The sequence below is a fragment of the Curtobacterium sp. LFS084 genome (assembly GCF_047977705.1).
GTDB lineage: Bacteria > Actinomycetota > Actinomycetes > Actinomycetales > Microbacteriaceae > Curtobacterium.
Map to the genome: position 1 here is coordinate 1 of NZ_JBFPFM010000057.1, position 14,567 is coordinate 14,567.

Below are 14,567 nucleotides of genomic sequence, written 5' to 3' on the forward strand. Positions count from 1 at the left end.
GGGGGGGGGGGGGGGGGGGGGGGGGGGGGGGGGGGGGGGGGGGGGGGGGGGGGGGGGGGGGGGGGGGGGGGGGGGGGGGGGGGGGGGGGGGGGGGGGGGGGGGGGGGGGGGCGGGGGGGGGGGGGGGGGGGGGGGGGGGGGGGGGCCGCCCCCCCTCCCGTCCGTCGACGGCCCGGACCCGGGCGACAACCTGGGGACGCGTCAGCGACCCGGTGACAGGATGAGTCGTGTCCGCAACGATCCGCGCCATCGGTACCGCCGTCCCCGAGACGACACTCGAGCAGGCTGCGGTGCGTGACCTCTTCGCGTCGCAGCCCGACCTCGGGCGACTCGGCAGGCGGCTCGTCCCCGCGGCGTTCGACGCCTCCGCCGTGGCCCACCGGCACACCGTGCTCGACGAACTCGACGCCGCCCGACCTGCCGGAGCGTTCCGGGACGACCTCGGGGTGCTGCGGTCACCGTCGACGGGCACGCGGAACGACCGGTACCGCGAACTCGCCCCGGCCCTGTTCGTGGCGGCCGCCCGCGACGCCGTCGAGCGCGCCGGTGTCAGCGCCGGGTCGATCACCCACGTCGTGACCGTCTCGTGCACGGGGTTCACCCAACCCGGACCCGACCTCGACGTCGTGACCGCACTCGGCATCCCGCGCACCGTCTTCCGCCAGCACATCGGGTTCATGGGGTGCTGTGCGGCCTTCCCTGCACTCCGCATCGCGGCCGCCTTCGTCGAGGCGGTGCCGTCGGCGGTGGTGCTCGTCGTCTGCGCCGAACTCTGCACCCTGCACGTCCGCGCGAGCGACGACCCGGACCAGATCGTCGCGAACAGCGTCTTCGGGGACGGGGCGGCGGCCGCGGTGGTCACCGCCGACGGTCCTGGACTGCGCCTCGACGACTTCGCGACGACGGTGGTGCCCGAGGGCGCGTCCGAGATGGCGTGGAACATCGGCGACGAGGGGTTCGAGATGGTGCTCAGCACCGCGGTCCCGAAGCTCGTCGGGGCGACCGTCGCCGAGGCCGTCGCACCGCTGCTGTCCGCCGCGGGCGCCACGGCCGTCGACATCCCCACCTGGGCCGTGCACCCGGGCGGGCGCGCGATCCTCGACCGGACACAGGTCGCCCTCGGGCTGCCCGACTCCGCCCTCGCCGCGAGCCGGACGGTGCTGCGCGACCACGGCAACGTCTCGAGCGCCACGGTGCTCTTCGTCCTCCGGCAGGTGCTCGACGACGGCATCGCCGACGGTGCGCCGGTCGTCGCACTGGCCTTCGGGCCGGGCCTCACGGTCGAAGCAGCTCGCCTCACGGCCGTCGGGAGCACCACGGCACCCCTCCGGGCGGCCGCGCTCGAGGGATCGCAGGCGCCGGAACGATCGCGATCGCAGGGCGACCCGCTCGAACCGGCGATCGCCGGGACGCCGTGAGCCGGACAGACGGTCTCGACCCGCGCCTCCCGGCCGTCGACCTGACCACACGCGCACGCGACCTCCGCGAACTCATGGACGACCCGGACTGCGATCCGCGCGTCCTCGCGCGGACCTTCCGACGCTTCGCGGTGGTGAACGCGCTGGTGAGCGGGTGGCGGTCCGTGTGGCGGACGCACGTCGCACCGGCCCTGCCCGCGAGTGGGCGCGGCCGTGTGCTCGACCTCGGCTGCGGCGGCGGCGACCTGGCACGGGCGCTCGTGCGGTGGGCGGCTGCGGACGGGTTCGACGTCGAGGTCGTCGGCGCCGATCCGGACGCCCGGGCGATCGAGGCGGCGACCCGCTCGACGCCGCGCGGTGTCACGTTCCGGCAGCAGTCGAGCACGGAACTCGTCGCCGCGGGGGAGCGGTTCGACGTCGTCGTGTCGAACCACGTGCTGCACCACCTGGGCGACGCCGAGCGGCAGGGGTTCCTCGCCGACTCCGAGCAGCTCGCGTCGAGCCGCAGCCTGCACTCGGACATCCGGCGGTCGCGATCGGCCTACCGTGCGTACGCCGTCGGCTCGACACTCGTCGCGGCGGGGACGTTCGTGCGCGTCGACGGGTTGCGGTCGATCCGTCGGAGCTTCACCCTCCCGGAACTCCAGGACGTGCTGCCGGCCGGGTGGAGCGCGGAACGGGCGTCGCCGCACCGGGTGCTCGCGATCCGCGACGCCTGAGGCGGGCCAGGAGCGCTAGCGTCGCTGCATGGCCGCACCCCACCTGCACCGTGTCGCGGTCCTCGTGCTCGACGGTGCGAAGCCGCTCGACGTCGGGATCCCGGCGCAGGTCTTCTCGAACCGGCCGAGCATGCCGTACGAGGTGCGCGTGTGCGGTCCCCGCGTGGGACGCATCGCCGGGGGAGACGGGCTGGCGTACGCGGTCGATGACGGGCTGGACGCGCTCGACTGGGCCGAGACGGTCTTCGTGCCGGGCTACCGGTTCCCCGCGGACACGCCGCCGCCCGTGGACGTGGTGGCCGCCCTCGGGCGTGCCCACGAACGCGGGGTCCGCATCGCGGCGATCTCCACCGGGGCGTTCGCACTGGCCGCGGCCGGGCTCCTCGACGGCCGACGGGCGACCACGCACTGGCACTACACGCGCGTCCTCCGGGACCGCTACCCCGGGGTCGACGTGGACGAGGACGTGCTGTTCGTCGACGCCGGGTCGGTGCTGACGAGCGCCGGCGCGGCCAGCGGCATCGACCTGTGCCTGCACATCGTCCGGCAGGACCACGGCGTCGCGCTGTCCAACCACGTCGCACGGCGGCTCGTGAGCGCCCCGTACCGGAGCGGCGGACAGGCGCAGTACGTCCCGCGGAGCATGCCGGAGCCCCTCGGGGACGTCTTCGCCGAGACCCGCGAGTGGGCGGTGCGACACCTCGCCGACCCGCTCACGCTCGACGTGCTGGCCCGGAACGCGAGGGTCTCGCCCCGGACGTTCTCGCGGCGCTTCGTCGAGGACACCGGGTACACGCCGATGCAGTGGGTGCTGCGTGCTCGCGTCGACCTGGCACGGGAACTGCTCGAACGCTCGGACCTCGCTGTCGATCAGGTCGCAGTGCGCGCGGGACTCGGGTCGGACGCGAACCTGCGGACGCACTTCCGGCGGATCCTCGGGACCTCGCCGACGGCGTACCGGCGCACCTTCCAGGACTGACCGCGTCGCCGGGCCCGCGCCCGCGCCGGCGGTGCTGGCGTGATCCTTTCGAACACTGGCTCCCCAGCCACTGGAGCCGTGCCCGGGGGCCCGTGAGCATGGACCGCGGAACGAAAGGACATCCACATGACCCGCATCGCCATCAACGGCTTCGGCCGCATCGGCCGCAACACCCTCCGTGCCCTCATCGCCCGAGGAGGAGACGACCTCGAGGTCGTCGCCGTCAACGACCTCACCGCACCCGACACGCTCGCGCACCTGTTCCGGTACGACTCCGCGCTCGGACCCTTCGCCGGCACCGTCGAGGTCGACGGTGACACGCTCGTGATCGACGGACGGCGCATCCGCGTCCTGGCATCGCGGGAGCCGGCGGAGCTCCCGTGGGCCGACCTCGGCGTCGAGGTCGTGCTCGAGTCGACCGGCCGGTTCACCGCCCGTGACGCAGCCGCGGGACACCTGACCGCCGGCGCACGACGTGTGCTCATCAGCGCTCCGGCGACCGGGGCGGACGCGACCATCGCGTACGGCGTCAACTCCGACGTGTACGACCCCGCCGTGCACACCGTCGTCTCGAACGCCTCGTGCACGACGAACGCGCTCGCGCCGCTGGCGTCGGTCCTCGACGACCTCGCCGGCATCGAGCACGGCTTCATGACCACGGTGCACGCCTACACGCAGGAGCAGAACCTGCAGGACGGCCCGCACCGGGACCTCCGCCGGGCCCGTGCCGCCGGAGTGAACATCGTGCCGACGTCGACCGGGGCGGCGAAGGCGATCGGCCTCGTGCTGCCCCGGCTCGACGGCAAGCTCTCGGGCGACGCGATCCGCGTGCCGGTGCCCGTCGGGTCGATCGTCGAGCTCAACACGGTGGTGTCGCGGGACGTCTCGGTGGACGAGGTGAACGCGGCCTACCGCGCGGCGGCCTCCGGCCCGTTGCAGGGGGTGCTCGCCTACACGGCGGACCCCCTCGTGTCGACGGACATCACGGGCCGGCCGGAGTCGAGCGTGTTCGACTCGCTGCTCACCCGCGTCGACGGAGGCCGCCACGTGAAGGTGGTCGCCTGGTACGACAACGAGTGGGGCTTCTCGAACCGCGTGGTCGACACGCTGGGGATGCTGGCCCGCGGGTAGCGCGTCCGGTCGGACTGGAGGCGCGGTGCGGGCTGGCACCGCGCCTCCAGCCCGGTCGTGGTCACGTTCCGGTCGCGGTCGCGGTCGCGTTTCGGGCTGTGCGACAGTTCACGCGATCGGGCGGCCGTGAACTGTCGCTGAGCGCGAAATCCGCCGGTTGCGCGGCGCGCGGCGGCGGCGCCGCCGCCGCGTCAGCGGATCAGCGCCGTGGTGCTCGCGAACGCCCGGGAGCGCACCGCCTGCCGGAACTGGTCGAGCGCGGCGGCGTCGGCCCCGACGGACTCGAGTGCCGCCAACCCCGCGCCGAGCACCGGGGGATCGGTCACCCAGGTCGGCACCGCGCCGGGCACCCGGGCAGCGAGGCCGTCGACGACCCCCTCGACGAGCAGCGGGTCCCGCGCGGCGAGCACACCACCGCCGAGGACGACCGGGACCGGGCCGGCCGCGGCACCGCCCAGGCCGAGTCGTTCGAGGGCGACCGCCGCGAGCAGGACGATCTCCTCCGCCTGGCGTTCCACGACGCTGCGCGCCACGGAGTCACCTGCGCCGGCGACCTCGAACAGCACGGGGCACAGCCGGTTGAACACCCGCTGGTCGAGGCGGCCGAAGTGGATCGCCTCGGTCACCTCGCGGACGCTGCGGAGACCGAGCGCCGCCGGGACCGCGCCGACGAGGGCCGTCGCCGGTCCGCGGCCGTCGTCCGCCCGGGCCGCGTGCCACAGCGCCCGGTTGCCGAGGTACGCGCCGCCGCCCCAGTCGCCGGAGACGTCGCCGATGGCCGGGAACCGCGCCGTGGTGCCGTCGGCCCGGACCGCGAGCGCGTTGATGCCCGTGCCGCAGACGACCGCCGCGGCGTCCGGGGACAGGGTCCCCGCGCGGAGGAGCGCGAACAGGTCGTTGTCGAGGACGTGCGGTGCGCCGCCGTCCGCCTCCCAGTGGGCCAGCGCCTCGGTCGCCGCGACGAGCTCGTCGTGCAGGTCGAGCCCGGCGAGGTACACGTGCGTCGTCCGGATCCGACGGTCGCCGAGCCCGCTGACGACCCGTGCCCGGACGTCGTCGAGGATCGGGCCGGCCACGTCCCAGCCGCGGGTCTGCGGGTTCGACCCCGGTCCGCGAGCGTGTCCGACGATCGAGCCGTCCAGCGCGATCGCGACGACGTCGGTCTTGCTGCCACCGCCGTCGACGGCGAGGACGACGTCGGTCGGATCCGGTGGGACGGGAGCCGGCGGCCGGACGATCCGAGCAACCCCCGACGCGGTGCGGTTCAGCCCGCCCACGTCAGCTGCTCCGATCGGGTCCACGGCAGGTGGTCGGCGTTCGCGGCCAGGAGCAGGTCGGTCAGCCGCTCCGCCTTGTCGACCTGCCCGACGAGCGGGTGCGCCCACATCGCCCGGAGCACCCGGTCGCGACCGCCGTGCACCGCGGCGTCGAGCGCGAGGCGTTCGTACCCGGCGACGGCCGACACGAGCCCGACCATGTCGGGGTCGAGCGGCGCGACGGGGAGCGGGGTGATCGCCTGACGGGTGACGCGTGCTGGGACCTCGATCACGTGGTCGTCCGGCAGGAACGGGAAGGTGCCGTCGTTCCGCACGTTGAGCACCTGCACGTCGCCACGGTCGCCGAGGATCGACGACAGGACGTCGATCGCCGCCTCGGAGTAGTACGCGCCGCCGCGCTGCTCGAGCTCGGCGGGCTTCGTGACCACGGACGCGTCGGCGTACTTCGCGAGCAGGGCCCGCTCGGTCTCCATGACGGCCTCTGCCCGGGTGGGGGCGTGCAGCTGCTCCTCGAGCACGACGTCGTGGCTGTAGAAGTAGCGCAGGTAGTACGAGGGCACGGCGTGCTGCAGCCGGATGAGGTCGGCCGGCATGTGCACGCTCTCCGCCATCCGGTCGAGGGCGCCGGTGTCGGCAGCGAGCAGTTCGGACAGGACGTCGCGCTCGCCGGAAGCGTCCGTCACGTGGACGCCGCGCTCCCACGTCAGGTGGTTGAGGCCGACGTGGTCGAGCCGGACGGCCGACGGCGCGACGTCGAACTCCTCCGCGAAGCGGCGCTGGAAGCCGATCGCCACGTTGCACAGGCCGACGGCGCGGTGGCCGGCCTCGAGCAGGGCCCGGGTGACGATGCCGACCGGGTTCGTGAAGTCGACGATCCAGGCGTCCGGCTTGGCGTGCTGCCGGACGAGCTCGGCGTACTCGAGCACCACCGGGACCGTGCGGAGCGCCTTCGCGAACCCGCCGGGTCCGGTGGTCTCCTGTCCGATGCAGCAGGCCTCGTGCGGCCAGGTCTCGTCCTGGTGCCGGGCGGCCTGCCCGCCGATCCGGAGCTGGAACATCACCGCGTCCGCGTCGCTGACCCCGGCGACCACGTCGTCCGTGACGTGGATCGTGCCCGGGTGACCGGCGTGCGCGAACATCCGCTTCGCGACGCCGCCGACGAGTTCGCGGCGGACGGGGTCGGGGTCGACGAGCCAGAGCTCGTCGATGGGCAGTTGGTCGCGGAGCCGGGCGAAGCCGTCCACGAGTTCGGGGGTGTAGGTGGATCCGCCACCGATGACTGCGAGTTTCACTGTGGTGCTATCCCTTCACGCCGGTGAGCGCGATGCCCTCGACGAATGCCTTCTGTGCGAAGAAGAAGATGACGACGACGGGGACCATGACGACGACGGTCATCGCCATCGTCATCGACCAGTCGGTGCCGTGCTGGCCGCGGAACGTGGCGAGCCCGTACGCCACCGGCCAGGCGGCCTGGTTCTCGGACGCGTACAGCAGCGGGCCGTAGTAGTCGTTCCACGAGTGGAAGAACATGAAGATCGCCGCCGACGCGATGCCCGGCCGAGCCATCGGCACGACGACCCGCCAGAGCACGCCCCACTCGCTGCAGCCGTCCATGCGGGCGGCGTCGCCGTACTCCTTCGGGATCGTCATGAAGAACTGACGGAGCAGGAAGATGCTGAACGCGTCGCCGAGCAGGTTCGGCAGGATGAGCGGCCAGAGCGTGCCGGTCAGGTGCAGTTCGGACCACATCACGTAGACCGGCACCGCGGTCACCTGCGGGGGCAGGAGCATCGCGACGATGATCACCGTGAAGACCAGGTTCGCGCCCCGGAACCGGATCTGGGCGAGCGCGTACGCCGCCGGGACCGAGCTGACCAGCATGAACGCGGTGGCGAGCACCGCGTACATCGACGAGTTGCCGAACCACTGCGCGAGCGGCAGCTCGGTGAAGACCCGGCCGTAGTTCGAGAAGTCGAACGGGCGCGGCAGGATCGACGCGGTGAGTGCCTGGTTGCTCGACATGAGCGAGGTCAGGACCACGAACACGATCGGGGCGATCGTCAGCACGCCGAGTGCCACGAGGACCGCGTGTTCCGCGATCCAGAGCAGCACGCTCCGGCGCGGGCCGCGAGCAGCACCGGGTGCCGCGCCGCGGGGAGCCCGGGCGAGCGGGGACTGGGAGACGGCGGTCATCAGGACTCCTCCGGTCGGAACACGCTGATCCGGCGCATCGTGAGCACGAGCACGATCGCGGTGATGACGAACAGGACCACGGCCATCGCGGACGCGTAGCCGAACTGGAAGTTCGCGAAACCGTGCTGGTAGAGCAGCTCGGTGTAGGTCAGGAGCGAGGTGCCCGGGTAGCCGAGCTGCGCCGCGGTCCCGCCCCCGATGGTCGCCTTGCCGCTCGCGACGCCCGACGCGACCGCCGCCTCGGTGAAGTACTGCAGTGCGGCGATCACCCCCGTGACGACCGCGAAGCCGATGACCGGGGCGATCGTCGGCAGCGTGATGTGCCGCACCTGCTGGACGCCGTTCGCACCGTCGAGCGACGCCGCCTCGTACAGGTCGCGAGGCACGTCGAGCAGCGACGCCAGGAAGATGATCATGATGTCGCCCATCACCCAGACGCCCATGATCACGAGCGAGGGCTTCGACCACGCCGGGTCGTTGAACCACAGCGGCCCGTCGATCCCGAAGACCCGCAGGATCTGGTTGACGGGACCCGTCCCCGGGTTGAAGAGGAACACGAACGCGACGACGCTCGCGACCGGCGGCACCAGTGCGGGCAGGTAGAACAGCGTCCGCCAGAACCCGGTGGCCGTCTTCGCCCGGCTGAGGAGTCCCGCGACGAGCAGGCCGCAGACGATCCGGACCGGTACGAGGATGACCACGAACCACATGGTGTTGACGACCGCGGGGCCGATCTGCGGGTCCTGCGTGAACAGGAACCGGTAGTTCAGCAGGCCGACGAACTCGGGTTCCTGCAGCTGGTTGTAGCGGGTGAACGAGTAGAACACCGATGCGACGAGCGGGTAGGCGAAGAAGATCACGAGGCCCGCCAGGGCCGGCGCCAGCATCGTCAGGGCAACGAGCCGACGCCGTGACTCGGCGGAGCGGGGCCGACGCCGTGGAGCCGTCGGGGGCACCGGCCCGGACCCCGTCGGGGCCGTGGGCCGGGCGGCGCGGGCGAGCCGCGCCTCCCGGCCGGTCGTCTTGGTGGTGACGCTCATCACGGACCAGCCAGCTGGTTGGCGTTGTCGATGTCGGAGTCGAGCTGCTTGAGCTTGGCGTCGAGGTTCCCGCCGTTCTCCTGGTACGCCTGCCAGAACTTCGTGAACGTGCCGATGTACGCGGCGCCGTCTGCGGTGCCGGGCGAGGTCATCGTGTCCGCGTTGCCCGCCACGTCGACGAAGGTCTTGTAGTTCTCGTCGACCTCGAGGTCGGGGGACTGCAGCGCCGAGGTGAGCGTCGGGATGTTCTTCAACCCGTTGCCCATCGTGACCTGCGCGTCGGTGTTCGTGGAGAGGTACTTGAGCAGCGCCCACGCGAGCTCGGGGTGCTTCGAGCCCTTGGCGATGCCCGCGACGTTGCCCGCGATGTAGGTCGATCCGTAGTGGCCGAGGCCGTCCATCACCGGCGTCGGCGCGGTGCCGTAGTCGAGGTCCGGCTTCTGGTCCTTGATGAACGCCGTGCGGTACTCGCCGTCGATCTGCATCGCGACCTGGCCGGTCTGGAACGCGTTGTCGGCCGCGAACTCCTGCCCGAGGCCCGAGGTGAAGGCCTTGAGCTTGTCGTACCCGATCTCGTCGACGAAGTCCTTCTGCCAGGTGATGAGCTTCTTCCAGGCGGCGGACGTGCCGATGACGCTGTTGCCCTTGCTGTCCAGCCACGACCCGTCGACCATCGGTGCCCAGTGCTCGGGGGAGTTCTCGTAGAAGTCGATGAGCGGGTTGAAGCCGAGCTGCTTGATCGACCCGTCGGCGTTGTACGTCGTCAGCTTCAGCGCGTCGGTCTTCAGCTCGTCGAGGGTCTTCGGCGGAGCGTCGATCCCGGCCTTCTCGAGCAGCGGCTTGTTGTACATCAACGCACTGACGTCGGCGAGGGCAGGCAGCGTGCACCGGGTGCCCTTGTACTGCGTGTACGACCGCACGGCCTTCGGGATGTCCGACAGGTCGACCTTGTCGCGCTCGATGTAGGGCGAGAGGTCACGGAAGGCACCGGACGAGCAGAAGCTGCCCACGATGGCGGTCGAGTACGACAGGCCCACGTCGATGTTCTGGCCGGACGAGATCGCCTTCTGCAGCTTCTCGTCGTCCTGGCCGGCGTGGATGTCCACCGTGACGCCGGGGTTCGCCTTCTCGAAGCCGGCCACGGCGCTCTTCACGACGCCGGCCTCGCGCCCGGTGAAGAAGTGCCAGAGGGACACGGTGCCCGTGAGTTCCTTCGGCGCGGTCTTGTCGATCGAGTCGGCGCTGCTGCCGGAGCTGCAGCCGGCGACGACGAGGGCGCCGACCGCGGCGACGGCCGTCGCGGTGACGATGCGGCGGACGGTCCGGCGCGGGACGTTCGGTTGGGGGAGGGACACTGCGGTACTCGCTCTCTGGTCTCGCTCCGACGCGGTGCGGTCGCGGTGCCGCACGCTGGACGGATCCGAGCGTGCGGCACCGGTTCCGGGCGCGCCGAAGAGCCCTGGGACAGGGCCGGGTTGTGGTGCCTCGAGTGGTGCGGGTGGGGTGGTGCTGGTCAGGGGCGCTCGACGGGGTCCGGCGCGGGCACATCGTCACTGATGCGCTCGAGCCGGTCCGCGAGCGCGGTGCGGACGACGTCGATGAGGACGTGGCGCGCACCGTGCAGGACGGGGGTGTCGGGGACGCCGGGTGCCACGACGGCGGTGGACCAGCGCGTGCGGGTCCGGAGCCAGGCGGTCACGGCGGCGGCCAGGGCGGGTCCGCCCGCGATCCCGGTCGGGCCGTGCAGCACGACCGTCTCGGGATCGGCGACGGCGAGGGCGGGGAGCACGTTGTGCCCGACTCGCTCGCCGAGGGCGGTGGTGAACGGGTGCTGCTCGGGGAGTCCGGGCAGCTGCGGGAGCACCTGGCGCCAGTCGGCTGCGGTGCCGTCCGGTGCCGTGATCCCGTGTTCGGCGGCGAGGGCGATGATCGCGGACTCGGAGATGAGGTCCGCGACGATCGTGGCCGTCGGGTCGATGGAGCGAGCCGCTGCGGGCACGCCGAGGTAGCCGATCTCGCCGGCGGCCCCGGAGGCGCCGGTGTGCAGGTGGCCGCCGAGGTCGAGGGCCATGCCGAGGCCCTCTGCCATCCAGAACAGGGCGAACGAGCCCGGGGTCCGCCCCGCGCCCATGTTGCGCTCGGCGATGGCGGCGAGGTTGGCATCGTTCTCGATGACGACTCGCACCCCGAGCGCGGCGGACAGGGTCGCGGCGACCCGGTCGCGGGGCCAGCCGGGCAGCCCGTCGGTGAAGATGAGGGTGTCGGTCGCGTGGTCCACGCTCGCCTGGACACCCACGGCGACCGCGGTGACGAGGTCGGGGTCGACGCCGGCGGCAGCGGCCGCACGGGAGATCGCGGCGGCGACGATGTCGGCGCCGGGGGCGCGCATCTCGGTCGGGGACATCGTGTGGGTCGCGACCGGGAAGGTCCGGCCGGCGGCGTCCACCACGGTGCTGCGGACGTCGACGAGCTGGACGTCGACCGCCACCGCGAGGTCGCGGTCGGTGATCGCCTCGTACACGACGGCGCTCGGACCGCGGCGACCGGCCTGCGGTGCGGTGCCGGCTTCTCGGATGAGTGCCGCTGCTTCGAGTCGCCGGATGATCTCGGCAGCGGTGGGCTTGCTCAGTCCGGTCCGCTGGGCGATCTCGTTCCGGGTGAGCGGCCCGTCGTCGAGCAGGAGCTCGAGCGCCGCGCGGTCGTTGAGCACACGGAGGAGGCCGGGCTGGCCGGGGGTGCGTCCTCGAGTGGTCATGTCGAGGACTGTAACGGACAACCTTCTTTACTGAAAGGTTTGTTTACCGATTCGAAACACGCGTTCTGCTGCGCGAAACGCGAGCCGCCGTCCACGCACGGATCGCGGCCCTGGACGCGCGCATCGCGGGCCGGGAGGCGCGGGTCGGGCCCGCCACGCGCCTCCCGGCCCAGCGTGCCGCGCCTACGGGCGGAGCAGCACCTTGATCGCCCGGCGCTCGTCCATCGCCCGGTACGCCTCGGCCGCCTCGTCGAGCGGGAGCTCGAGGTCGAAGACGCGACCGGGCTCGATCGCGCCGGAGAGCACGTCGGGCAGCAGCTCCGGGATGTACGTCCGCGCCGGGGCCATGCCGCCCGCGACGGTGATGTTCGTGTCGAAGAGGTACCGCGTGCCGATCGTGGGCACCCCGTGCGGGACGCCGACGAAGCCGAGGTTGCCGCCCGGACGCACCGAGTGCAGCGCCTGGTCCATGCTCTCCTCGGTGCCGACCGCCTCGACCGCGCAGTCCGCCAGGTCGCCGCCGAGCAGCGCACGGATCGCCGCGACGCCCTCCGCGCCGCGCTCCGACACGACGTCCGTCGCCCCGAACTCGCGGGCGAGCGCCTGGCGGTCCGCGTGCCGGCTCATCGCGATGATGCGCTCGGCGCCGAGCCGCTTCGAGGCCAGGACCGCGGAGAGCCCGACCGCGCCGTCGCCCACGACGACGACGGTCTTGCCCGGACCGACCGCCGCCGAGACCGCGGCGTGGTGCCCGGTGGAGAAGACGTCGGACAGCGTGAGCAGGGAGGGCACGAGCGCCGGGTCGACCGGGCCGGGGACCGCGACGAGCGTCGCGGCCGCGTCCGGGATGCGGACGTACTCGGCCTGCGCGCCGCCGACCGGGTCGCCGTAGGCGTCCTTCCCGCCGAAGCCGGACAGGTGCTCGCAGCCGGTCGTCATGCCGTGGCGGCAGGCCTGGCAGGTGCCGTCGTTCATGGTGAAGGGGGAGATGACGAAGTCGCCGACGTGCAGGTCGTGCACGTCGCCGCCGACCGCCACGACCTCGCCGACGAGCTCGTGACCGATCCCGTGCGCCGCCTTCGTCTCGGTGACGCCGCGGTACGGCCAGAGGTCCGAGCCGCACACGCACGCCGCGACGACCTTGACGACGGCGTCCTTCGGCGTGAGGAGCTCGGGCTGGTCGCGGTCCTCGACGCGGATGTCGTTCGGGGCGTGGATGATGGCAGCGCGCACGGGTGGGCCTTCCGTCGAGATGGTGGGGTGTCCGGCCCGTCGACGTCGTCCGGGCCGAGGACGACAGTACCCTCGTGCGGGTGGACGACGACCGGTACGGCAGTGACGTGCTCTCGGGCGACTGGCGCTCGCGCGGGGTGCAGAAGGTGCGGCAGGTGCCGCTCGAACGGGACATGGTCCTCGAGGACCCCGTGACCGGCTGGGCCGGCGCCGTGGTCCGGCTCGAGGCCGGCACCGTCGAGCTCGAGGACTGGAAGGGGCGCACCCGCTCGTTCCCGTTCGGCGGGCAGTTCCTGCTCGAGGGCGAGCTCGTCACCCTCGGACGCCCGCAGGCGCCGGTGGGGCGGCGGGGCCCGGCGGGTGGTGCGGGTGCGGGTGCCGGTGCGGGCCCGGCGGGTGGTGCGGGTGCCGGGAGGCGCGGCTCGGCCCCGGCGGTGCGGCACGCCTCCGACGGCGGTCGCCTCCGCACCGCGTCCGGATCGTTCGCGGTGGAGTCGCAGCGTGCGCGGATGGCCCTGCCCTCCCGGATCATGGTGGAGGGCAAGCACGACGCCGAGCTCGTCGAGAAGGTCTGGGGAGCCGACCTCCGCGTCGAGGGCGTCGTCGTCGAGGAGCTCTCCGGCGTGGACAACCTCGCCGACGTGCTCGACGAGTTCCAGCCGACGCACGACCGTCGCGTCGGGGTGCTCGTCGACCACCTCGTGCCCGGGTCGAAGGAGTCCCGGTTCGCCGACGCGGTGATGCGCGGGAAGTGGGGCGCGCACGTGCTCGTCGTCGGACACCCGTTCGTCGACGTCTGGCAGTCCGTGAAGCCCGCTCGCGTGGGGCTGCAGGCGTGGCCGACGATCCCGCGCTCGATCGAGTGGAAGAAGGGCATCTGCCAGGCGCTCGGCTGGCCCGCCGCCGAGCAGGCCGACATCGCCCGGGCGTGGCAGCGGATCCTCGGGCAGGTGCGCACGTTCGCCGACCTGGAGCCGGAGCTCCTCGGCCGCGTCGAGGAACTCATCGACTTCGTGACGGAACCGACGGGCTGACGGACCCGACCGTTTCGTGCGCGCGCGCCGGATGGCGGGGGTGATCCGCGCCTCCAGGCTTACTGTTGGGGCATGGACGGCATCGACGGACGCGTGCGGAGCGCTGTCGAGGTCTGGCTGCGCTGGCTGCCACGGTGGCAGATCGGCACCGCGCGGCCCCGCACCCGGATCTGTCGGAAGTGCACGGGGTCGCCGATCGCCTCGGCGGCGGGCTTCGGACCGGACGTGCCGCACGCGGTCCAGCACGCGCTGATCGGGCGCATCTCGACCATCATCGAGGACGCCGTCGACGACTACACGGCGAAGAACCTGCCGCTGCTGCAGCGCGAGCTCGAGCGGGCGGACGCGCGGAAGCGGCACGCCGGGTACCAACCGACCGAGGGGTTGCAGCCGGAGTTCCAGGGACTCGACGTCGACCCCGAGCCCTCACCGGGGGAGCCGTTCCTGTTCACGCTCGGCGAGTTGACCGGCACCGGGGCTGCGGAGCAGGCGCCGCGCGAGCCGCTGTCGGACGAGGCGAAGGCGGCACTCCGGCACGAGATCGAGCTCTCCGACGAGTGCGCACGGGCCACCGGCACGGCCGTGTGCCTGGCGCTGATCGACCACCGTCCGCGGATCGCCGAGGCCGTGGAGCGGCTGGTCGAGCCGCAGATCGAGGCGCTCGTGTCCGACATGTTCCGCGGGCTCGACGGCCCGGAGGAGGCGCCCCGCTCCGGCTTGTTCTGACGCGGGGTGCGGCGGGGGCGCGGCGCGGCGCGTGGGCGGGGGTCCGCGGCGGCGCGGCGCGG

13 protein-coding genes are annotated in these 14,567 nt (G+C 72.8%); 6 read left to right on the forward strand and 7 right to left on the reverse strand.

Annotated elements, in window-relative coordinates:
• Positions 1–227 precede the first annotated feature (227 nt).
• The 4 genes from ACNQOV_RS17340 to gap all read left to right on the forward strand — a co-directional run bounded on the left by ACNQOV_RS17340 (position 228) and on the right by gap (position 4,247).
• A complete protein-coding gene (locus ACNQOV_RS17340; RefSeq protein ID WP_416396108.1) occupies positions 228–1,418 on the forward strand; it encodes a type III polyketide synthase in 1,191 nt (396 codons plus the stop codon).
• Complete coding sequence (locus tag ACNQOV_RS17345; protein ID WP_083858084.1) at positions 1,415–2,137, forward strand: methyltransferase domain-containing protein; 723 nt, start codon at positions 1,415–1,417, stop codon at positions 2,135–2,137. Before ACNQOV_RS17340 ends, ACNQOV_RS17345 begins: the two co-directional genes overlap by 4 nt.
• A gap of 28 nt (positions 2,138–2,165) precedes the next feature.
• The gene (locus ACNQOV_RS17350; protein ID WP_416396110.1) at positions 2,166–3,116 is read left to right on the forward strand and encodes a GlxA family transcriptional regulator; all 951 of its coding nucleotides are present in this window, start codon (positions 2,166–2,168) and stop codon (positions 3,114–3,116) included.
• A 126-nt stretch (positions 3,117–3,242) separates the two neighbouring features.
• A complete protein-coding gene (gene gap / locus ACNQOV_RS17355; protein WP_416396112.1) occupies positions 3,243–4,247 on the forward strand; it encodes a type I glyceraldehyde-3-phosphate dehydrogenase in 1,005 nt (334 codons plus the stop codon).
• 191 nt (positions 4,248–4,438) lie between these two features.
• Here gap and ACNQOV_RS17360 read toward each other — a convergent pair whose 3' ends face one another.
• The 7 genes from ACNQOV_RS17360 to ACNQOV_RS17390 form a co-directional block, all read right to left on the reverse strand.
• Positions 4,439–5,524, reverse strand: coding sequence for an N-acetylglucosamine kinase (locus tag ACNQOV_RS17360; RefSeq protein WP_416396114.1), 1,086 nt, complete (start codon positions 5,522–5,524; stop codon positions 4,439–4,441).
• The gene (locus tag ACNQOV_RS17365; protein ID WP_402264351.1) at positions 5,512–6,816 is read right to left on the reverse strand and encodes a 6-phospho-beta-glucosidase; all 1,305 of its coding nucleotides are present in this window, start codon (positions 6,814–6,816) and stop codon (positions 5,512–5,514) included. Before ACNQOV_RS17365 ends, ACNQOV_RS17360 begins: the two co-directional genes overlap by 13 nt.
• Before the next feature lie 7 nt (positions 6,817–6,823).
• Positions 6,824–7,717 (reverse strand): carbohydrate ABC transporter permease, encoded by an 894-nt coding sequence (locus ACNQOV_RS17370; RefSeq protein WP_022905599.1) that lies wholly within the window; start codon positions 7,715–7,717, stop codon positions 6,824–6,826.
• Entirely contained in the window at positions 7,717–8,757 is a 1,041-nt protein-coding gene (locus ACNQOV_RS17375; RefSeq protein WP_416396117.1) for a carbohydrate ABC transporter permease, read from the reverse strand. Before ACNQOV_RS17375 ends, ACNQOV_RS17370 begins: the two co-directional genes overlap by 1 nt.
• On the reverse strand, positions 8,757–10,112 hold the full coding sequence (locus ACNQOV_RS17380) for an extracellular solute-binding protein (RefSeq protein WP_416396119.1): 1,356 nt from the start codon (positions 10,110–10,112) through the stop codon (positions 8,757–8,759). Before ACNQOV_RS17380 ends, ACNQOV_RS17375 begins: the two co-directional genes overlap by 1 nt.
• 158 nt (positions 10,113–10,270) lie before the next feature.
• Positions 10,271–11,512, reverse strand: a complete 1,242-nt coding sequence (locus ACNQOV_RS17385) for an ROK family transcriptional regulator (RefSeq protein ID WP_022905603.1) — start codon at positions 11,510–11,512, stop codon at positions 10,271–10,273.
• 183 nt (positions 11,513–11,695) lie between these two features.
• Positions 11,696–12,745 (reverse strand): zinc-binding dehydrogenase, encoded by a 1,050-nt coding sequence (locus ACNQOV_RS17390; protein WP_402264339.1) that lies wholly within the window; start codon positions 12,743–12,745, stop codon positions 11,696–11,698.
• Between the two features lie 80 nt (positions 12,746–12,825).
• On the opposite strand from ACNQOV_RS17390, the gene ACNQOV_RS17395 reads away from it, so the two are divergent.
• Both ACNQOV_RS17395 and ACNQOV_RS17400 read left to right on the forward strand, forming a co-directional pair.
• A complete protein-coding gene (locus ACNQOV_RS17395) occupies positions 12,826–13,779 on the forward strand; it encodes a DUF3097 domain-containing protein (protein ID WP_416396122.1) in 954 nt (317 codons plus the stop codon).
• Between the two features lie 72 nt (positions 13,780–13,851).
• Entirely contained in the window at positions 13,852–14,505 is a 654-nt protein-coding gene (locus ACNQOV_RS17400) for a spermidine/putrescine ABC transporter substrate-binding protein (RefSeq protein WP_416396124.1), read from the forward strand.
• Positions 14,506–14,567 lie beyond the last annotated feature (62 nt).